At 71.5% G+C, this 18,967-nt stretch carries 18 protein-coding genes and 1 pseudogene; all 19 read left to right on the forward strand.

Going from position 1 to position 18,967, the window contains the following annotated elements; all coding sequences use genetic code 11:
• Positions 1–276 precede the first annotated feature (276 nt).
• The 19 genes and pseudogenes from O7633_RS06960 to O7633_RS07050 all read left to right on the forward strand — a co-directional run bounded on the left by O7633_RS06960 (position 277) and on the right by O7633_RS07050 (position 18,740).
• On the forward strand, positions 277–1,053 hold the full coding sequence (locus tag O7633_RS06960) for a hypothetical protein (protein WP_282326888.1): 777 nt from the start codon (positions 277–279) through the stop codon (positions 1,051–1,053).
• A 116-nt stretch (positions 1,054–1,169) separates the two neighbouring features.
• Complete coding sequence (locus tag O7633_RS06965; protein WP_282326889.1) at positions 1,170–1,697, forward strand: DUF6244 family protein; 528 nt, start codon at positions 1,170–1,172, stop codon at positions 1,695–1,697.
• A 230-nt stretch (positions 1,698–1,927) separates the two neighbouring features.
• Positions 1,928–2,284, forward strand: coding sequence for a hypothetical protein (locus tag O7633_RS06970; RefSeq protein ID WP_282328476.1), 357 nt, complete (start codon positions 1,928–1,930; stop codon positions 2,282–2,284).
• A 17-nt stretch (positions 2,285–2,301) separates the two neighbouring features.
• The gene (locus tag O7633_RS06975) at positions 2,302–2,757 is read left to right on the forward strand and encodes a SitI3 family protein (RefSeq protein WP_282326891.1); all 456 of its coding nucleotides are present in this window, start codon (positions 2,302–2,304) and stop codon (positions 2,755–2,757) included.
• A 384-nt stretch (positions 2,758–3,141) separates the two neighbouring features.
• On the forward strand, positions 3,142–3,432 hold the full coding sequence (locus O7633_RS06980) for a pilin (RefSeq protein ID WP_282326892.1): 291 nt from the start codon (positions 3,142–3,144) through the stop codon (positions 3,430–3,432).
• Between the two features lie 14 nt (positions 3,433–3,446).
• Positions 3,447–4,358: a conjugal transfer protein TrbL family protein gene (locus tag O7633_RS06985; protein WP_282328477.1), complete on the forward strand. Its 912-nt coding sequence runs from the start codon at positions 3,447–3,449 to the stop codon at positions 4,356–4,358.
• Entirely contained in the window at positions 4,355–5,242 is an 888-nt protein-coding gene (locus O7633_RS06990; protein WP_282326893.1) for a PrgI family protein, read from the forward strand. Before O7633_RS06985 ends, O7633_RS06990 begins: the two co-directional genes overlap by 4 nt.
• A 47-nt stretch (positions 5,243–5,289) precedes the next feature.
• Complete coding sequence (locus O7633_RS06995; RefSeq protein WP_282328478.1) at positions 5,290–6,993, forward strand: DUF87 domain-containing protein; 1,704 nt, start codon at positions 5,290–5,292, stop codon at positions 6,991–6,993.
• Entirely contained in the window at positions 6,990–9,029 is a 2,040-nt protein-coding gene (locus O7633_RS07000) for a DUF87 domain-containing protein (RefSeq protein ID WP_282326894.1), read from the forward strand. Before O7633_RS06995 ends, O7633_RS07000 begins: the two co-directional genes overlap by 4 nt.
• A gap of 596 nt (positions 9,030–9,625) precedes the next feature.
• Positions 9,626–11,098, forward strand: coding sequence for a group II intron reverse transcriptase/maturase (ltrA, locus tag O7633_RS07005; RefSeq protein WP_282326895.1), 1,473 nt, complete (start codon positions 9,626–9,628; stop codon positions 11,096–11,098).
• A gap of 111 nt (positions 11,099–11,209) precedes the next feature.
• Positions 11,210–11,656: pseudogene (locus O7633_RS07010) on the forward strand (type VI secretion protein); the annotation flags it as partial.
• Between the two features lie 206 nt (positions 11,657–11,862).
• Positions 11,863–12,708: a replication-relaxation family protein gene (locus tag O7633_RS07015; protein WP_282326896.1), complete on the forward strand. Its 846-nt coding sequence runs from the start codon at positions 11,863–11,865 to the stop codon at positions 12,706–12,708.
• A gap of 321 nt (positions 12,709–13,029) precedes the next feature.
• Positions 13,030–13,716, forward strand: a complete 687-nt coding sequence (locus O7633_RS07020; protein WP_282326897.1) for a hypothetical protein — start codon at positions 13,030–13,032, stop codon at positions 13,714–13,716.
• Between the two features lie 97 nt (positions 13,717–13,813).
• Positions 13,814–14,548 carry a hypothetical protein gene (locus tag O7633_RS07025; protein ID WP_282326898.1) on the forward strand — a complete coding sequence of 245 codons (735 nt, stop codon included), beginning with the start codon at positions 13,814–13,816 and terminating at the stop codon, positions 14,546–14,548.
• Positions 14,549–14,562: 14 nt separating this feature from the next.
• A complete protein-coding gene (locus tag O7633_RS07030; RefSeq protein ID WP_278127543.1) occupies positions 14,563–15,153 on the forward strand; it encodes a hypothetical protein in 591 nt (196 codons plus the stop codon).
• A gap of 174 nt (positions 15,154–15,327) precedes the next feature.
• Positions 15,328–16,638: a helix-turn-helix domain-containing protein gene (locus O7633_RS07035; protein WP_282326900.1), complete on the forward strand. Its 1,311-nt coding sequence runs from the start codon at positions 15,328–15,330 to the stop codon at positions 16,636–16,638.
• A 79-nt stretch (positions 16,639–16,717) separates the two neighbouring features.
• Positions 16,718–17,707 (forward strand): DUF932 domain-containing protein, encoded by a 990-nt coding sequence (locus O7633_RS07040; RefSeq protein ID WP_282326902.1) that lies wholly within the window; start codon positions 16,718–16,720, stop codon positions 17,705–17,707.
• A gap of 122 nt (positions 17,708–17,829) precedes the next feature.
• On the forward strand, positions 17,830–18,231 hold the full coding sequence (locus O7633_RS07045; RefSeq protein WP_282326904.1) for a hypothetical protein: 402 nt from the start codon (positions 17,830–17,832) through the stop codon (positions 18,229–18,231).
• A gap of 377 nt (positions 18,232–18,608) precedes the next feature.
• On the forward strand, positions 18,609–18,740 hold the full coding sequence (locus O7633_RS07050) for a hypothetical protein (RefSeq protein ID WP_282326906.1): 132 nt from the start codon (positions 18,609–18,611) through the stop codon (positions 18,738–18,740).
• The last annotated feature ends 227 nt before the right edge of the window (positions 18,741–18,967 follow it).

Consider the following 18,967-nt stretch of genomic DNA (forward strand, 5'->3'; position numbering starts at 1 on the left):
ACCGGCGGGACGTACTGACGATTCCCAGTGCGTGGCTGTCAGGTCGATCGAACCCACCCGTGACCTGACCGGACCGGTCAGGTCAGGTCAGGTCACACGCATCGTCGCCCGGTGGGCGGGCACGCGGACGGTCGGCACCGCCGCGAACCTGACCAGCACAGACACGGCCTGTCCCGGTCTGACAACCCCTTCTGGTGTCAGGTGGAGCTGTCCCAATCGGGGGTCTCGAAGCCTTCGCAGTCGGGCGAAGCGCTACCGCCGAGGGGAACGATCACGATGGCAACGACCACCCGCACCAAAACGGCCGTCACGGCCCTGAGCACCGCCGAGCAGGCGTTCATGTTGCTGACCTGCGAACCCGCGCCGCTGGTGTTCGACGCACGCCCGGTGCCGGGCCTGCCGGACACGACGATGCCGCTGGACGAGCTACGCACCCTGCTCATGTTCAACCGCTACGACAGTGACACCACCGACGTGGTGTGGCGGCAACTCGCCCACCACACCCGCAGTTGGGGGCCGGCCTGGGTCGTCGGTGCGATCGGCGTCGCCCTGCCCGCGCTGACGCACCTCGCGGCGAAGATCAGCCGAGGCCACGCCCGGCACGCCGACGACGTGGACTCCGAGGTGCTGGCCGGGTTCCTCCACGCCCTGCGCACGGCGGACCTCGCCCCGCCCCGGCTGTGGCTACGGCTGTGCTGGGCCGCGTGGCGCGCAGGCGCCGCCGTCGTCAAGGCCGACGACAGCGAGGAACTCCCGCTGGACCTGCCCACCGGCTCGCGGTCACCGCGCATGCCCTACGGGCATCCGGACCTGCTGCTCGGCCGGGCAGCCGCCGCCGGACTGATCACCGCCGACGCCGCCGAGCTGATCAGCGCGACCCGGTTCGGCGACGCGCTGATCGAGCAACTGGCCGCCGAGCGGGGCGTGACCGCCTCGGTCCTGCGGATGCGCAGAAGGCGAGCCGAACGTGTCGTGGCTGCCGCCGTCACCCGAGGCGACCTTTCCGGTGCGATGCGCCCGCCCACCCAGCGAGCCGCCGCTGCGGCGGCCTGACGGCATCACACGGCCGGCGTCCTCGACGTGTCCGGGCGGTTCGGGGTGCCCCTGGGCCGAGTCGTCCGGGTAGGTTGCGGGGTCCGGAGTTCGTTCTCGGTCGGGGTGGCTGACGCGTGTCGAGCATGGAACAGATCATCGGGGAGCTGCGAGCGCTGACGGCGGGCGTCGACCGGGCCCAGGGTCTCACGGCGGCGGTCGACCGGCAGGCCCAGGAGATCGCCCTACGGGCCGCCGCCGCAGGGTTCGCCGGCGTCGCTGCTGGGATCGCCCGGGTACGGGCGACGGTCTCCACCGTCCAGGGCGGGCTGGGCAGCCTCGCCGCGGCGGTCGGAGAGGCGACCACGGCCGCCGCAGCGGTTCCCCGGCAAGCCGCCGCGCAGGAGACCATCGCCGCTCTCGCGCCGGTGCAGCAGCGCATCACCGCCGCCCGCGAGTCCGCCACCGCGACGATCAGCCACCTCGACGAGACCCGAAACCTGGCCAGCGTCGTCCTGCAGGGCGGACAACCGGGGCCGCTTCTACAGGCCCTCGACGGCGTCAAACAGGTCCTCGTGCTGCTCGTACAACGCGCCGCAACCGCCGGGCAGGCCGTAGAAGCGGCGACCGGCCAGGCCCGGCAGCTCGGGGCCTCGGGAAACTGAGTGGGGCTGACCGGCACCCGCCGGTCAGCCCCACTCCTGCCGCCAGCACCGAATCTTCTCCCGCCGAGCCCGACCATGCCCGGGTTTCGGGTGAGGTGTTTCCGCCGTGGAGCCGGCAACCCAGCGGCGTCCCCGGCGGCACGCCCACCGGACCGCGTACCAGGATTGGGCCCAAGGTGGACGACAGCACCCGGCGGGCCCTGGAGCTGGAGAACGAATGCGCCGACAGCATGGCCGCCAAGGGCTACCGGGTGCACCAGAACCCCACCCCAGCCGAGACCGGCGACGCCCGCGAACGCACTGGCGACCACGGCAACCCGGACAAGGACCCCGACTACCTCGTCGAAGGCCACGTCTTCGACTGCTACTCCCCCGCCGCCCGCACCTCCGTACGTAACGTCTGGAGCCAGGTCCGGGAGAAGATCGACGACGAGCAGACCCAGCGGGTGGTAGTGAACCTCCAGGACTGGGAGGGTGACCTCAGCGCGCTACGACGGCAGTTCGACGACTGGCCCATCGACGGGCTGAAGGAACTGGCCGTGGTGCAACCCGACGGTACGATCCAACAGATCATCCGGCGGCACTGAGCAGAGGCGGAGCGGACATGGGCGTCGAGTTCCGGCTGATCCTCGCTGGCGATCCAGCAGTTGACGAGATCGCCGCGCTCACCGCCGCGCACCCCGACGAGACGCCGCGACCGACGACGAACCCGCGGCTGTTCACGGCCCGCCTCTACGACCAACGCGGCTACGCCATCACCGTCCGCGCCGGCACCCACGGCTACTACGAAGCCGAAACCGACAGTGGCGCCCGCTGGGAATGGGAACCCGACACCTACGTCAACATCACCTTCTCCCCCCACGCCGACGACCTCGCCGACAAAGCCATCCCCAACATGATCACCACCGTGTCCAGGGTCCTGGCCGGACGAGCGGGGGACGCCGCCCTCATCCAGGACGGCAGCCACCTCCTCCTGACCCGCACCAACGGCGTCATCCGCCTACACCACCGCACCGGCTGGTGGGATCACTACCGCCTCACCCACCTCATCACCGGCTGAATCCATGCCCCGCTCCGCCGGATCACAATGGTTGAGACATGGGTCGGTCGGAGCCGAGATTTCGAGCACGGCGCAGGTCAAGTGCGAAAGAACAGGCATCCGCACGGCGCACCCCACCGAGGGCCAGCCCTGTCAGAGCGTGACAGACGAACCGGGGGTTCGATCGGCCTGACAGTCGAGATCTGAGCGGTGCATGTCATCCACGGCATGCCCGCCCGGTGGGGACCATTCCTTCCGGCGGGGCCCGTGGTCCGGCACGACTGGCGCGGCGTACTGACACCGCTATCCCTTCACCACTGGTAAGGGAGGAGCGCCCCCACCGGACCACATCCCCTTCGCCCGGTCCCCACCGCGGCGGCCCGCACAGTCTTGTGGAGGGTCGCGATGCACACCACTCTCGCTGTCCTGTCCGACCTCACCGCCGCAGCCCAGCCGTTGGCGGCGAACAGCATCAGCCAGGTCATCTCCAACATCACCGACTGGATCATGGGCATCATCGCGCTCGTCGCGACGATGTTCCTGGTCATCGGTGGCCTGCGGTACATGGCGGCCGGGGGTGACCCGGCCCAGGTCGAGCAGGCTAAGGGCAACTTCAAGTCGGCCCTGATCGGCTACGCCTTGGCCGTGCTGTCCCCGGTGGTCCTGCAGGTGCTGCAGGGCATCCTCGGCGGCTGAGGCGGCCACCGGTGATGGTCAACTTGCTGATGGACGACCTGATCAGCTGGCTCGCCGAGACGGTCGTTGCTCTTCTCGGCGGCCTCCTGGCCTTCCTGACCTCGTCCATCTTCGTGTCGCCGGACGTCACGGTCCTGCCGCAGGTGCAGTCGATCGCCGAGCAGGGGTCGCTGGTCGTCAACGCCTGCTTCGTCCTCGCGATCGTCGCCGGGGGCGCCGCCACGATGGTCGGCGACTCGGTGGAGACCCGCTACAGCGTCAAGCAACTGGTGCCCCGGCTCGTCGTCGGGTTCGTCCTGTCCGCGTTCGCGGTGCCGCTGACCGGCGCGCTCATCGACGTCGCCAACGCCCTGACCGTGTCGATGGCCGGCGAGGCCGCGCCGACCACCGTGGCGGTGACCTTCGTGCAGGCCCGTATCACCTCGGCGATGACCGACGAGGGCACCGCGCTCCTCACGGCCGTCATCGGGCTGCTCATCGTCGTGTTGATGTTCATGCTCGTCGGCGGTTGGATCGCGCGCGTCGGGGTGCTGGTTGTCCTGGCCGGGATCGGGCCGGTGGCCCTGGCCTGCTATGCCACCCCGTGGACGCAGGGCGCCGCCGAGCTGTGGTGGCGCAGTCTCCTGGGCTGCCTGGCCACACCCACGCTGCAGGCGGTGGTGTTCTCGGCGGGCATCGACCTGCTGATCAACCCGGAGTCGAACCTGCCGATCCTGCTCGGGCTGCCCGGGTCGGACACGCTCAACCTCGTGCTCGTGGTCGTCGTGCTCTGGACCACGGTGAAGATCCCGACCCTGATGCGCCGGTTCGTCAGCCAGCAGGGCGGCCGGGGTCCCAACGTCGTCGGACTCGTCCTGCGCACGGTCGCCCTCCAGGGGCTGACCCGCGGCCTGGGCCGGCACCTACCGGTACGGAGGCCGAGATGAGCAGCACGGATGACACGGTGCCCCGCGCGGTCGTCCCGGCAGACGTCAACGAGCCGGACCGCATCGCGTTCGGGCTGACGTTCCGGCAGCTCGGCATCGTCGGCGGTGTCGGCCTGGCCGCGTTCGGTGTCTACCGCAGGTTCGGGCATCTGCTGCCGCCGGTGGCGTGGATCGTCGCCGGGGTCGTCGTGTTCGCCGGCGCGGTCGTGGTGACGCTCGGCCGCCGCGACGGCCTGCCGCTGGATGTGTGGCTACGCCACGGGTTCCTGCTGTCGCGCAGTTCGCGCACCTTCGCTCCGGGCGCGACGCGGGCCAGCGCGGTCGCGGCCGGCGAGCCGCGTGTCCCGGCGCCGCTGCGCCCTGCGGTCACCAGCGTCACCCCGGCCGGTGTGCTCACCAGCGAGGGCGGCGACAAGGTCCTGATCGCCTGCGGCACCACGAACATCCACCTGCGCACCGGCAGCGAACAGGCCGCGTTGCTCGACGGGTTCGGGCGGTTCCTCAACTCGCTGACCGGGCCGGCGCAGCTCGTCGTGGCCACGCAGCGGCACGACCTGACCGCCTACGCGCAGGCGACCGTGGACCACGCGCCGCGCCTGCCGCATCCCGCGCTGCAGGCCGCCGCCGGCGACTACGCCGACTTCCTGGCCGACCTCGACAGCCGCCGCGATCCGTTGCGCCGGCAGGTCCTCGCCGTCGTCACCGGCGCGTACGCGGCCGACACCGCCGTGCGCGCCCTGTCCGGCGTGGGTGTCGAAGCCGTCGCGTTGGACGGGCCGGCCGTCACCGCCGCCCTCGCGCAGGCGGCCGATCCGTTCTCTCCGCCGGTGTCCGGCCCTCGCGCGGTGCCCGGCACCCCGATCACCCTACGGAGCACACCGTGAACCTGAGAAAGTCCAGCAGAACGAGAAGCGCCGCTGCTGCCGACGGCATGCCGTCCCCAGCAGCCCTGTCGGTCGCGCCCCGGCACGTGCGGGTGGGCGACGGGTACGCCGCCACGTACGTGGTGTGCGGCTACCCGGCCGAGGTCGGGCCGGCGTGGTTGGACCCGCTGCTGTCCTACCCCGGCCGGGTCGACGTCGCGGTGCACCTCGACCCCGTCGCGCCGCAGCTGGCCGCGCCGATGCTCAAGCGGCAGCGGGCCCGCTTCGAATCGTCGCGTCGGCTCGACGCCGACCAGGGCCGGCTGGGTGACCCGATGGTGGAGGCGGCGGCGGCCGATGCTGCGGACCTCGCCGAACGCGTCGCCCGGGGGGCGGCGAAGCTGTTCGAGGTCGGCATCTACGTCACCGTCCACGCCCGCACCCTCGACGAGCTGGACGAGACCGTCGCGGGGGTGAGGTCGGCCGCCGCGAGCGTGCTGCTGGACCTGCAACCGGCGACGTTCCGGCACCAACAGGGTTGGGTGTCCACCCTCCCCGTCGGCGTGGACGCGCTGCGGATGCGCCGCATCCTCGACACCACCGCCCTGGCGGCGGCGTTCCCGCTCGCCTCGACCGACCTCGCCGCCCCCGCGCCGGGCACCACCACCGTGCCCGAAGGGGTCCTCTACGGGGTCAACACGACCAGCAACGGCGTGCTGATCTGGAACCGGTGGGCGCAGGACAACCACAACTCGGTCGTCCTGGCCCGCTCGGGCGCGGGCAAGAGCTACTTCGTGAAGCTCGAAGTGCTGCGCAACCTGTACCAGGGCACGACCGTGGCGGTGATCGACCCCGAGGACGAGTACGCACCCCTGGCCGAGCACGTCGGCGGCACCATCGTGCAGCTCGGCCAACCGGGCGTACGCGTCAACCCGTTGGATCTGCCCGCCGATCACCGGCCCGACACCCTGACCCGGCGCGGCCTTTACCTGCACACCCTGGTTTCGGTGCTGCTCGGGGCGGCCCCGCCGCCGGCCGAACGCGCCGCCCTCGACCGGGCCATCACCGCCACCTACGCCCGGGCCGGCATCAACGGCGACCCCGCCACGTGGACCAGGCCCGCGCCGCTGCTGCGGGACCTCGCCGACGTGCTCGCCGCCGACGGTGACCCGCCCGCCGGGCACCTCGCCGCCCGGCTCGCTCCGTGGACCGTGGGGAACTTCGCCGGCCTGTTCGACGGGCCGACGTCGGTCCGCCCCGAGGGCCATCTCGTGGTGTGGTCGCTGCGGCACCTGCCCGACGAGCTGCGCACCGTGGGCACGCTGCTGGCCCTCGACTCGATCTGGTCGGGCATCGACACACCCGCCCCGGGCGCGCACCGACGGCGGCGGCTCGTCGTGGTCGACGAGGCCTGGTTGTTGATGCGCGACGGCGAGGGCAGCCGGTTCCTGTTCCGGATGGCGAAGGCCGCCCGGAAGCGGTCCGCCGGGCTGTGCGTCGTCACCCAGGACGCTGCGGACGTGCTGTCGACCGACCTGGGGCTCGCCGTGGTGTCCAACGCCGCTACCCAGGTGCTGATGCGGCAGAGCACGCAGTCCATCGACGCCGTCGCCGAGGCGTTCAACCTGACCGCCGGCGAGGCCCGGCTGCTGCTGTCGGCGCCCCGGGGCGAGGGCCTGCTCGTCGCCGGGCGCAGCCGGATCCCCTTCCGCAGCGTCGGCTCGGCCGCGGAGCACACGATCGCCGTCACCGGTGTCGGGGAGGTCGAATGACGACCACACCGCCAACCTGGCCTGCCGAGATGTGGCAGTGGGTCGCCGCCCGGCCGTGGCTCGGTGTTCTCGCCGCCGCCGTGATCGTCGCGGCCGTGTTCGGCCACGACCGGGTGCTCGCCTGGCGGCACCGGCGGTTCGCCGCCGGCGCCCGGTGGTTGACCATCGCCGCGCCGCCGGAGGTCACCGCCGAGGCCGCCGCCGCGTTCTGGACCACCCTCGTCGGTGTGCTGACGCCGTCGGTGTGGCGGCGGCGCGTGTTCGGCTACCCGCACGTCGGGTGGGAGTACACGTGGACCGGCAGGGCGCTGACCATCCGGGTGTGGGTGCCGGGCATGGTACCGCCCGGCGCGGTCGAAGCCGCTGTCCGGGCGGCCTGGCCCGCCGCGACGATGGCCACCAGCGACGCCGCCGCCCCGATCCCGGCGCAGGTGGGCGACGAGGTGGGCGGGGCGCACTGGCCGCAGCACCCCGACGGGTTGCCGCTGCGCAGCGAACACGACGCCGATCCGCTGCGGGCGCTGCTCGCCGCCGGGGCCGAGGTACGCCACCGCGAGCACGCGTGCGTGCAGGTCCTCGCCCGCCCGGCGTCGGCCCGCCGCATCCGCGCAGCCAGACAAGCGGCGGCGGCCACGCCCACCCATCCGCACGGCAGGCCCGACGTCACCGCCCGGACGGTGTCGGCCGGGACACGGCTGGCCGTCGAGCCCTTGTTGTGGCTGCTCGACGCGTTCCTGCCCGGACCGTCGCGGCCACACACCCCGCCGACGGCGGCCCGGGCGGCCGAGCGGAACCCGGTGACCACCGCCGATGCCCGCACCATGGTCGACAAGGCGGTGCGGGTGCCACACTTCGAGATCGCCGTCCGGTTCGCCGTGGCCACCGACGCGGACCGGACCCCACCGGACAAGGAACGGGCCACGCAGATCCGGGAGCGTCTCGTCGGCCTCGGGCACACGATCGCCTCCGCCGCCGCGGCGTACACCGGGCCGAACCGGCTGCGGCGCATGAAGATGCCGCGGCCGGTGGCGACGATCGCCGGCCGGCGGTTGCGGCGCGGGTTCCTGGCCACCGTGCCGGAACTCGCGGCCCTGGCGGCGCTGCCGCAGGACCTGGCGGTGCCGGGCCTGGACCGGGCGCGGGCCAGGGCCGTGCCGGTGCCCGTGCAGGTGCCCTCCGGCGGGCGGAGCGTGAAGGTGCTGGGGCGCTCGCAGATCGGCCACCACAGCGTCGGGCTGAGGGTGGCCGACGCCCGGCAGCACGTGCACGTGGTCGGCAAGACCGGCGTCGGCAAGTCCACGCTGCTGCTGAACATGATCCTCGGCGACATCCGAGCCGGCCACGGCACGGTGGTCATCGACCCGCGCGGGGATCTGATCACCGACATTCTCGACCGGCTCCCCGCCTCGTACGCGAAGAAGATCGTCATCATCGACCCGGACCAGGAGAACCCGGGCTGCTTCAACCCCCTCGACGACCAGGGCGATCCGCACCTGGCGGTCGACAACCTGGTGGGCATCTTCGCGAAGATCTTCGCCGGCCAGTGGGGACCACGCATGGACGACACCATGCGGGTGGCGTGCCTGACGTTGATGCGGCACGCGAAACCGACGCTGAGCCTGGTGCCGTCGCTGTTGCAGGACCGGGAGTTCCGGGGCCGGTTCACCCACGGCCTCGATGACCCGGACGGCCTCGGCGGGTTCTGGCTCTGGTACGACGGCATCAACGACCAGTTCCGGGGCCAGGTCATCGCCCCCGTCCTCGCCCGGCTACGGGCCTTCCTGCTGCGCGACTTCGTCAAGAGCGTGATCGGCAACGCGCACAGCTCGTTCGACATGGGCGCGGTGCTCGACGGCGGGGTCCTGCTGTGCCGGCTGCCCAAGGGGATCCTCGGTGAGGAGACCAGCCGCATCCTCGGCTCGCTGATCGTGGCCCGGGTGTGGCAGGCCGCCATCGCCCGGGCCAACATCGCCGAGGACCAGCGCCGGGACGCCAGCCTGTACGTCGACGAGTGCGTGCGCCAGGAAGCGCTGTAGTCCCAGGTCAGCTCGCTGACCGAGGGATGTGACACCGGGAAGGGATGAAAGGACCCTTCCGCCGGCCAGTCGCAGCTGGCTGGTGAAGCTGAGGACAGCCTGATCCGGGAAACGCCGGTGAGGGCGGGAGCAGTCCTGACAACGACGGGACGGTCTGGCACTACCAGACAGGCCGGGTCCGGCAAGCGACGCGGAAAGGTGTACGAGAGGAACCGACGCATGATCCCCCGTAAGCGATGTACCAGCTCCAACCTGGTGGATATGGGCTGGGATGCAGTGCGTGACCACCACCGATCGATCGCGGTGGTCAACTCCGTAACCGTTACGCATTCGACGGGAAGGAGGCCAGTGGGAAAGCCTGCGGCGTACCACTGGCGATGCTGCCGGGGCAGAGTCGGGCACCTAATCCGTGGACCGGTGTGCAGTGAACCTGGGAACCATCCGTGGTCGCCCTACCGGCCGGACGTCCAGTCCGGTCGAGGGCAGGACCGTTGTCGTCTGACGGCCACGGCATGGGACGGAGGACCCGTAGTAGTCCGAGCGCGGGAAAGCCGCGTACATGGCAAAGGGGTCCAGCAAGTCAAGCAGCCAAAGAAGTGGAATACCTGGAGGCATCGGTGAACACCGACGAATCGGCCCTGACTCTGCTTGCGGCAGAGCGCCGGGTACAGGAGATCCAAGCGAAGCTGCACCGTTGGGCAACCGACGATCCTCACAAGAAGTTCTGTGATCTGTTCAATCTCGTCACCGACCCGGCCTTCCTCATTGTGGCCTGGGATCGGGTGCGGGGTAACAAGGGCGCCAAGACCGCCGGGGTGGACGGCCACACGGCCGTGTCCATCCAAGTCGGGGTTGGGATCGAGCGGTTCCTCGCCGAGCTTCGCGGCTCGTTGAAGGACCGCAGCTTCCAGCCTCTGCCGGTGCGTGAGCGGACAATCCCGAAGCCGGGCGGCAAGCTGCGCCGGCTGGGGATCGCCACGATCGCCGACCGGGTGGTCCAGGCGTCACTGAAACTGGTGTTGGAGCCGATCTTCGAGGCGGACTTCCTCCCGTGTTCCTACGGGTTCCGCCCCGGACGCCGGGCTCACGACGCGGTCGCCGAGGTGCAGTACCTGACCACCGGTCAACGCAGGTTCGACTGGGTGGTCGAGGGCGACATCAAGGCGTGCTTCGACGAGATCTCACATCCGGCCCTGATGGACCGGGTGCGAGCGCGGATCGGAGACAAACGCGTTCTGGACCTGGTGAAGGCATTCCTCAAGGCGGGCATCCTCACCGAGGAACGCGCGCTGCGCAAGACCGACGCCGGTACCCCGCAAGGGTCGATCCTGTCCCCGCTGCTGAGCAACGTCGCCCTGTCGGTGCTGGACGAGTACATCGCCCACGCACCGGGCGGGCCGAGTCTCAGCGCACACTTCCGGGCGAAGCGACGCTCGCAAGGTCTGCCCACCTACCGCCTCGTGCGGTATGCGGACGACTGGTGCCTGATGATCAACGGCACCCGCGAACACGCCGAAGCCCTCCGGGACGAGATCGCCGAGGTCCTCACCACGATGGGCTTACGCCTGTCACCGGACAAGACCTTGATCACCCACATCGACGAGGGTCTGGACTTCCTCGGCTGGCGCATCCAGCGCCACACCAAGAAAGGCACCAACCAGCGCTACGTCTACACCTACCCGGCGAAGAAGGCCCTCGCCAACATCACCGGGAAGACCAAGACGTTGTGCCGACAGACCACGAACCAGGACCTGGCCGACCTGCTGCTCCCGCTGAATCGGGTGTTGCAGGGCTGGTGCACCTACTTCCGACCCGGGGTGTCCTCGCGGACATTCCAGTACCTGCGCGCTTTCGCTTGGAAACACGTATGGTCCTGGATCCGTCGCAAGCACCCCAAGACCAACTGGAAGGAACTCCGCTGCCGCTACTGCGCCGGCGGATGGTGGCCCAGCAGCAACGGAGTACGGCTGTTCGACACCGGCAAGGTGCGCACCTACAGCTACCGATACCGGGGAACAGCCATCCCGACTCCGTGGACCAGTCCGACGATGAGGACCGCCCTGCCCTAACGAGACTTGTGGAGAGCCGGATGCGTTGAGAGGCGCACGTCCGGTTCGGGAAGCGGTCAGGGAAAACCCACCGGTGGAAACACCGGCAGGGCGCCCCTGGCCGACTTTCACCAGAACTTCCTGACGCTGCCCGGCAGCGTCGGGGACATGCTCGCCGAGGCGCGCGGCTTCCGCCTCGGGCTCGTCCTGGCGCACCAGGACCTCGCCCAGTTGCCCCGGGACGTGGCGGCGGCGGTGTCGGCCAACGCCCGGTCGAAGCTGTTCTTCACCGTCGACCCCGCCGACGCGCGGGAGCTGTCCCGGCACACCAGACCCGAGCTGGACGAGCACGACCTCGCCCACCTCGACGTCTACACCGCCGCCGCCCGGCTACTGGTCGGCAACCGGGAACTGCCGGCGTTCACCTTCACCACCAACCCGCCGGTGCCGGCGGTGGGCGAGGCGACCGCGATCCGGCAGGCATGCGCCGCCGCCCACCGCCGCACCGACGGGGAACCGCCGATGCAGCAGCTGGCCCGCACCGCGATGAAACGGCGGATGAACTCCCGCGACCGCTGACCGGCGGGCTGCTCGTGCGGGGGCTCGGCCGGGCACGGCACCGAGGGCTCGTTTGGGGGTGTCCGCGACACGAGGCCCCGGACGAGCCCTCCGCCGCCGTCCTGTCAGGTGCCCCACCTGCCGGAACCCGGCCCGCGCCCGGCCCGCCAGCAAGATCGACTCATCCAGACTCCCTACGGGACTCTCTCTCCACGGGGTGACCCTCCATGCCGCCATCGCGTTCCTCTGGCCTGCTGGCCCTCTACCCGCACATCACCGACCGGGACCGGCTGCTGCTCCAACTCCTCGACGACCACCAGGTCCTCACCACCGACCAGATCCACCGCATGCTGTTCCAGGCGCGCCGCACCTGCCAGATCCGACTCGGTGAACTCGCCGGTCTGGGTCTGCTGGACCGGTTCCGGTTCGCCCGCGCCGGAGGCGGCAGCCACCCGTGGCACTGGACCCTCGGCCACCACGGGCACCGGTTCCAGGCCGCCGCCCACCAGCGGCCCGAGCCCACCCTGCGGGCGACCCGCCAACGGGTGCACCGGCTGTCGGCCAACCCGCACCTGCCCCACCTGCTCACCGCCAACGAGTTCTTCGTCCGGCTCACCGCCCACACTCGCCGGCACCCCGAGGCGCGGCTACAGCGGTGGTGGTCCGAGGCGCTGACCACCAGGCAGTTCCGGACCATCACCGCCGACGGCCACGGCCTGTGGAGCATCGCCGACACGACTGTCGGCTTCTTCCTGGAGGCCGACACCGGCACCGAACCGCTGGGCCGGGTCGTGGCCAAACTCGACCGGTACACGCACCTGACCCGCCGCGGCGGCCCCCGCTACCCGGTGCTGTTCTGGCTCGGCAGCACACACCGCGAGGAACACCTCCACCGGCTCCTGACCGGCGACGTGCCGTGCGCGACCGCCACCCACACCGCCGACCCGGCCGAGGCGGTCTGGCTCCCCGCCGGCACCACCGCCCGAGTCACCCTCACCGAGCTGCCCAGCGACCACGGCCAGCCGGTCGCGGACAACCCGAACTTCGACGACGACGGCGTCCTCGTTCCCTGACAGCCCCTGGCAGGCCGGCGACGGATCCTGTCAGCGCAGGTCACAGGCATGGCCACGGATCCTGACCGCGCTGGCGCTGTCAGGTCACGACGCTACGGTGCAGCTTCTTCTCTCTGCTCGCACCGCCGCCCGTCTGTCCCCCTCCGGATCTGCCCGCGCCAGCGGGATCACCCCACAGCCCACCCCTTCGGTCGGCTCATGATCCACGCCCCGCGCCTTCACCGGCAGCTTCCCCGGCCAGACGCCGCGCCCCGGTGGCACCACCGAACACCCCGCCATGCCCAGCCCAGCCCTGTTCTGCCGCGAAGGGAGCACCCCGCCATGCCCGCACCGTCCTGGCCCGCTCAGGTCGTCACCGTCTGCTTCGCCGCCGGTGACGACGCCGACTGGTTCGCCGCCGCCGAGAAGGTCCACGCCCGCCTGCACGCCCACGGCACCCCGGCCCGCCGCTACCACGTCCGCCACCGCCGGCTCATCGGCTGGCTGACCCGGTTCTTCGGCTACTACCTGCTCGACGCCGCCCGCCGCTTCGGCGCGGTCACCCTGGCCGCCGGCGGCCGCAAGAGCCGACTCGACCTGACCGGCACCGCCGCGAAGGCCACCCACCACGCCGGCCTGCGCTGGCGGGCCTGGAACACCCACATCGGTGCCACCACCAAGCCCGCCCGGCCCTGGGAGGACTATCTCGCCCAGCACCTCGCCGACCCGACGAAGATCACCCTGAACGAGGCCCGCCGCCGCTTCGAACAGCAGCCCCGCGTGCTGGCGATGCTCGCCAGCGCCTTCGACCCCTACGAGCTGTCCGTCTACCAGGCCGGCGAAGCCACCTACGTCGGCCTGCACTGGCGCATCGCCCTCGTCGGCGACGCCCTCATCACCACCGACGGCCGGGTCCTCTCCCCCGCCAGCGACTCCGTCGCCGACCGGTTCCGCTTCCTCAACGAGGCATGCGGCTACCTGCGCAACCTGCGGCCGGACGCGCGGGTGTGCGCCGTCGCCATCGCCTGACACCTAACCACCCGAACACACCGAGGACCGGTCGCCGCCCCCGCGGCGACCGGTCCTCGCCATGCCCGCAACCCGCCCACCAGCAGAGGAGAGCCCGGTGTTCCTGACCGATCCCGCGCTGCGGCGCATCGCAGCCGAGACCAACGACGTCCTGCCCGAGCGCCTGTGGCGCCACGACACCGCCACCCGCGACCCGCTCGGCGACCTCGCCCGGATCCTGCACACCACCGCCCGCGAGTTCACCGATAGCACCACCGTTCTCGACCGAGCCCTCGACCGGCTGGGCGTGCTCGCCGACACGACCCGCCGGGGGCTGGCCGCCCGCGCCGACCTGCACGCCGCCGGCTACCACCAGGCGCTCACCGACGCCCTCACCGCCCGCGAACGGCACCTCGCCCTCGGAGCGATGCTCCTCACCGTCTACCGCGCCTGGCGCCACCACCGGCCCGTGCCCGGCGACAGCGACGAGCGACACCTGCTCCTGTACGCCGGCGACCCGACGCGCGGCGTGGCCACCCTGCGTCGACGCGAACCGCACACCTGGCTGGTGATACCCGACGCCGAGGCCGCCACCGCCTTCGACATCCCCTACCCCGACCGCATCGTCGGCGAGGTCACCGAAACCGAGCCCGGCTGGAAACCCACCGCTTACACCGCCGCACCGCACCACCCGACGCCGGCCGGCATGACGTACCCGCTGCCGGTCTGCGACGACCTCGCCTCGGCCTGCCGGTCGCTGCTGCGCTGGTGGCACCTGCGCCACTCCGACACCTGGCGCAGCCGCACCCCCGACCAGCTCACCCCCGCCGAACTCGCCCACCTCACCAGCTGAACCGGGGGACCCTCATGCCACACCTCGACCTGATCGGCCGCTGGATCGCCGCGACCACCGACCGCACCCTCGACCAGCACGCCGCCGACCCCCTCCCCACCGCCGCGCACCTGCCCGAGGCCGCCAGCACACTCCGGCACCTGCGCACCGAGCTGCTGCTCACGGTGGACCAGCTACGGACCCTGCTCATCAACGCCGACGACCTCACCGGGCCCGTCAGCGCCGTCACCGGCACGCTGGAGACGATCACCGACCTGGCCCGCGAGTACCACCACGCCCGCGACCGGGTCGACACCCTCATCGGCGACACCGCACGCGCCGCCTACGCGCAGGCACACCCGGGCCGGATGGTGCAACGGCGCTACGTCAACCCCGGCGACACCGTCCTGGTCGTCCTGCCGCACACCGACGCCTGCCGCAGACAGCACCTCGCCGGCCACCGCGCCCACATCAAGGTCGGCACGGTCGACGCCAGGCTCCGCCCGCCCGGCAGCACCAACCCACTACGGCTGTCCCACGCCGACGCCGGCATCTACCGCGACCCGACCGAGGACCGCCTCTACATCCTCCAGGCCACCACGGACGCAGCCACCGCCGGCCGCTGATCCCCGCGCGGCATCACGCCGCCAACGTCCACCGGGCCGCACTCCCAGCACAGCACACAGCACGGCAGCGCGTTTCCACGCCTGCCGCGCCCGCTGCTGCCGCGGCCCGGCGCACCACCGCCCGGCACCACCCGGTGCCCGGCAAATCCATGTTCCCTGAGGAGGGAAACCCTGATGGAACACCAGTCCCTGACACCTGCCACGCAGGCCGTCCTCGACGCGCTGACCGCTCTCGGCCAGGGCAACGTCCAGGAGCTCGCCGACACCTCCGGCAAGGCCCGCTCGACCACCGACCGGGCGATCAAGGCGCTGGCCGAGGCCGGACTGATCGTCGCGGTGGACACCGACGCCGACGCGGCCGAGGGCACGCCCACGCGGTGGACCCTGGCGATCCCGGCCGAGGCCACCGACACCGCTCCGCAGGACGCCGACCAGGACGACGAACACACCGCCGGCACGGACGCCCCCGAGCACGCCGACCCCAGCCCGGACGCCGAAACCGGAGAGCCGGACAGCGAGCCGGTCGGGACGCCCGACGGGCCGGTCGACAACGGTGGGGACGGCGGCATCGGCCAGGATGGCGGGACCGGCCAGGACGAGGGCGGCGACGCCGACGGCACGGAGCCGGAAACCGACCCGGGCGACCAGGGCGACGTCGCCGACACGGACGAGCCGACCGACCTCGACGACCAGCCCGACGCCGGCGACGGGGGTTCCGCGGACGGCGAGGAGGACGAGGCACCGGCGGCGGCTGTCGTGCAGCCGGCGCGTCCGGGTGACCGCAAGGTCATGGCCATCAAGGGCGTCCTGGCCGACCACGGCGACGACGGCGCGACCCTCGACGTGATCGTGGCCGAGAGCGGCATCGGACACGCCACCGCGACCCGCCTGCTGACGGCGATGGAGCAGGCCGAGGCCGCCCGCCGCCTGCCCGGCCTGCCGCAGCGGTGGATTCCGGGCCCGACCAAGGCCAGCGAGGTCGACCCGAACCCGGAGCCGCCCCGCTGCCCGCTGTGCCACCAGGTCATCCGTGGCCTGGCCACCGCACCGGACGCCACGGCGACGGTGCAGTCGCTGATCCGGCCGGACGGCACGCTGCACATCGTCGCCCCGGACGGGGAAACCCACGTCGTCGACCTGCCCACCCGCACGCCCCCGCGTACGGCGGGCGTCGCCCGCAGTGCCGGCCGGCGCGGCGACGGGACCGTCAACACCGACGGCAGCCAGCCCTTCGGCCGGGGCGAGCTGGAGAAGCTCACTCTCGACGTCCTGGCCGCCCACCCGGGCCACGCGATGACCCCGCAGGACATCGCCACCGCGATCAGCGCTCAGCTCCACCGCGCGGTCAGCTCCGGGGCCGTACGCAACAACTGCACCAAGGCCGCCGCGGCCGGCCGGATCCTCCTGCTCTCCGACGCCCCACTGACCTTCGCCTACCCCGCGCCGACCAGCAACAGCCCCTACGGCCAGGCCGACCCGTCCTGACCCGCACACCACATCCCTGACCCGCTGCCGGGGGCCGAGCCGCGCGCCCGGCCCCCGCGCACATCGAAAGGAGAAATCCGTGCCACACGAACTCGAAACCCTCGCCGACGGGACCACCGCCTTCGCCAGCGCCCGCCTGTCGGCCTGGCACCAGCTCGGCACCGTCACCCAGGACACCATGCGCGCCGAAGAGATCATGGCCGCCGCCCGCCTCGGCGACTGGGGCGTCCGCACCATCCGCACCGTCGGCATCGACATCGTCGACGGCGTCGAAGTGCAGATCCCCGCCGACGACAAGCGGATGACCGTACGCCGCAACCCCGTCACCGGCGACACCGAGTACCTGGGCATCGTCGGCACCGACTACACCGTGGTCCAGAACGAGCAATGCGCCGAGATGCTCGACCGGCTCGTCGACCAGGTGGGCGGCGCCCACTTCGAAACCGCCGGCAGCCTCCGCCGAGGCAAGAGCGTGTTCGTCACCATGAAACTGCCCGACGCGATGGAGATCGCCGGGGTGGACCGCCTCGACCTCTACCTGATCGGCACCACCTCCCACGACGGCACCGCCGCGCTGCGCGTGGACGCCAGCCCCATCCGGGTGGTCTGCGCCAACACCCAACGCGCCGCTTTCGCCAACTCCGTCGGGCACTACACGTTCCGGCACACCTCCAACGTCAACTCCCAGATCAGCCAGGCCCGCGAGGCACTGGGCCTGATGTGGAAGTACATGGAGACCTTCGAGAAGGCCGCCGAGCGGATGCTCAACACCGAGCTGACCATGCGCGAGTTCGAACAGATCGTCGGCCAGGTGTGGCCGGTCAAGGACAACGCGTCCGAGCAGACCCGCAACAACGCCAAGCAGCGCCTCGGCACCCTCAAGTACCTCATCCGCGAGTCCGACACCCAGGCGGCCATCACCGGCAGCCGGTGGGCCGGCTACCAGGCCATCACCGAGTACCTCGACCACTACCAGCCCGCCAAGAACGCCATCGCCCGCGCCAACCGGGTCCTCACCGGCAACGTCGGCGACCTGAAGGTCACCACCTTCGACCTGCTCAAGGTCTGACCACTCCCCACCCACCCCGCCGGGGCGGCGGGCCACCCGTGCCGCCGCCCGGTCCCCATCTCCGGAGGGACACCCATGACACCGCGCACGACGAGGCGCGACGAAGCCCTGGCGGACAGCCGATGAGTGGCCACATCCGTCACCCCCGAGACATCCGGCAGACGGTGTGCGGACTGCCCGCCGCCGACGTCCGCCGGTGGGAGACCGAGCACCCACTACGCATCGACCACACCTGCGAGGACTGTTACACCCTGCTGCCCGAGGCCGTCCGGCCCGACGACGCCAACCACCCACCGGGCGACCCCACCCTCATCGACACCCTGCGGCGCATCGTCGCCGACCGGCAGCACGCCAAGGTCGACGGAGTCCTCGTGGACCTGTGGTCGGCCAACGTCACCGTCCTCATCTGGGACCACCTCCGCGACGACAAGCGCCAGCGGCTGCTGACCCTGCCGTCACACGAACTGATCCTGCGCTGCGTCGCCATCTACACCCGCCTCACCAGCAACGGCGGCGACACCTGACCGGGCGACCGACACGCGGACGACCTCGACGACCGAGCCCTCCGCCCGGGCCCCGGCCGAACCTCCGCCGTCCGCCGCAGGCCTGAGCGACGGCCCGACATCCACCCACCCATCGCGTACGCCTCGGACGCCGCGCACCGCCGGCGGCGGCCGAGGCGTACGCCTGTGCACCCTCGGAGGGCCCCATTACGCCACCGTGGCATAGAAGCTGCAACTGTCGCTGCCTGCTCCACCACCACCTGCCGCGCACCACCTACAACGAGCCCGCCTGCGCCTGCACCATCACCTGCCTACGCAACCCCTCGCCCTGCTCGCCGAACGCTAGGGCTGCACGCTCTTCCTCGACCCCGCCCGGCGACCTCTGGCACGTCCCCGCCATGACCCACGGCACCTGGGACTGGAGCAACGCCGCAGAAATCGACACCCGCTCCGACCTCCACGACGCCGGCCGGCTCGTCGAGCAGCTGCTCCGTCACGTCGCCCAGGTGCTCGCCGCACCTCTCTCCTGAACCCACCGCCACTCACCTTGGGCCGCCCCTCCGGGCGGTCCACCGTTCTTTCCGCGCTTGACGATCCGAAGAGACAGCGGTGCACCGCCCCCACTGAACGAAGTCGCCGACCTTCTTGGCGACGAACGTACGGGCTGCTACCGCTCGTCCACCGCCTGCAGCTCGCATCCGCTGTTGCCTCGCCGGCCGCACAGACCCGGCTTTCTTGCGTCTCCAACGAAAGGCCA

The sequence above is a fragment of the Micromonospora sp. WMMD712 genome, assembly GCF_029581295.1.
Lineage (GTDB): Bacteria > Actinomycetota > Actinomycetes > Mycobacteriales > Micromonosporaceae > Micromonospora > Micromonospora carbonacea.

Coding starts and splice junctions, on each gene's coding strand:
- O7633_RS06960 (WP_282326888.1), top strand. CDS start 277: ATGGCAACGACCACCCGCACCAAAACGGCCGTCACGGCCCTGAGCACC.
- O7633_RS06970 (WP_282328476.1), top strand. CDS start 1,928: ATGGCCGCCAAGGGCTACCGGGTGCACCAGAACCCCACCCCAGCCGAG.
- O7633_RS06975 (WP_282326891.1), top strand. CDS start 2,302: ATGGGCGTCGAGTTCCGGCTGATCCTCGCTGGCGATCCAGCAGTTGAC.
- O7633_RS06980 (WP_282326892.1), top strand. CDS start 3,142: ATGCACACCACTCTCGCTGTCCTGTCCGACCTCACCGCCGCAGCCCAG.
- O7633_RS06985 (WP_282328477.1), top strand. CDS start 3,447: ATGGTCAACTTGCTGATGGACGACCTGATCAGCTGGCTCGCCGAGACG.
- O7633_RS06990 (WP_282326893.1), top strand. CDS start 4,355: ATGAGCAGCACGGATGACACGGTGCCCCGCGCGGTCGTCCCGGCAGAC.
- O7633_RS06995 (WP_282328478.1), top strand. CDS start 5,290: ATGCCGTCCCCAGCAGCCCTGTCGGTCGCGCCCCGGCACGTGCGGGTG.
- O7633_RS07000 (WP_282326894.1), top strand. CDS start 6,990: ATGACGACCACACCGCCAACCTGGCCTGCCGAGATGTGGCAGTGGGTC.
- O7633_RS07015 (WP_282326896.1), top strand. CDS start 11,863: ATGCCGCCATCGCGTTCCTCTGGCCTGCTGGCCCTCTACCCGCACATC.
- O7633_RS07020 (WP_282326897.1), top strand. CDS start 13,030: ATGCCCGCACCGTCCTGGCCCGCTCAGGTCGTCACCGTCTGCTTCGCC.
- O7633_RS07030 (WP_278127543.1), top strand. CDS start 14,563: ATGCCACACCTCGACCTGATCGGCCGCTGGATCGCCGCGACCACCGAC.
- O7633_RS07035 (WP_282326900.1), top strand. CDS start 15,328: ATGGAACACCAGTCCCTGACACCTGCCACGCAGGCCGTCCTCGACGCG.
- O7633_RS07045 (WP_282326904.1), top strand. CDS start 17,830: ATGAGTGGCCACATCCGTCACCCCCGAGACATCCGGCAGACGGTGTGC.
- O7633_RS07050 (WP_282326906.1), top strand. CDS start 18,609: ATGACCCACGGCACCTGGGACTGGAGCAACGCCGCAGAAATCGACACC.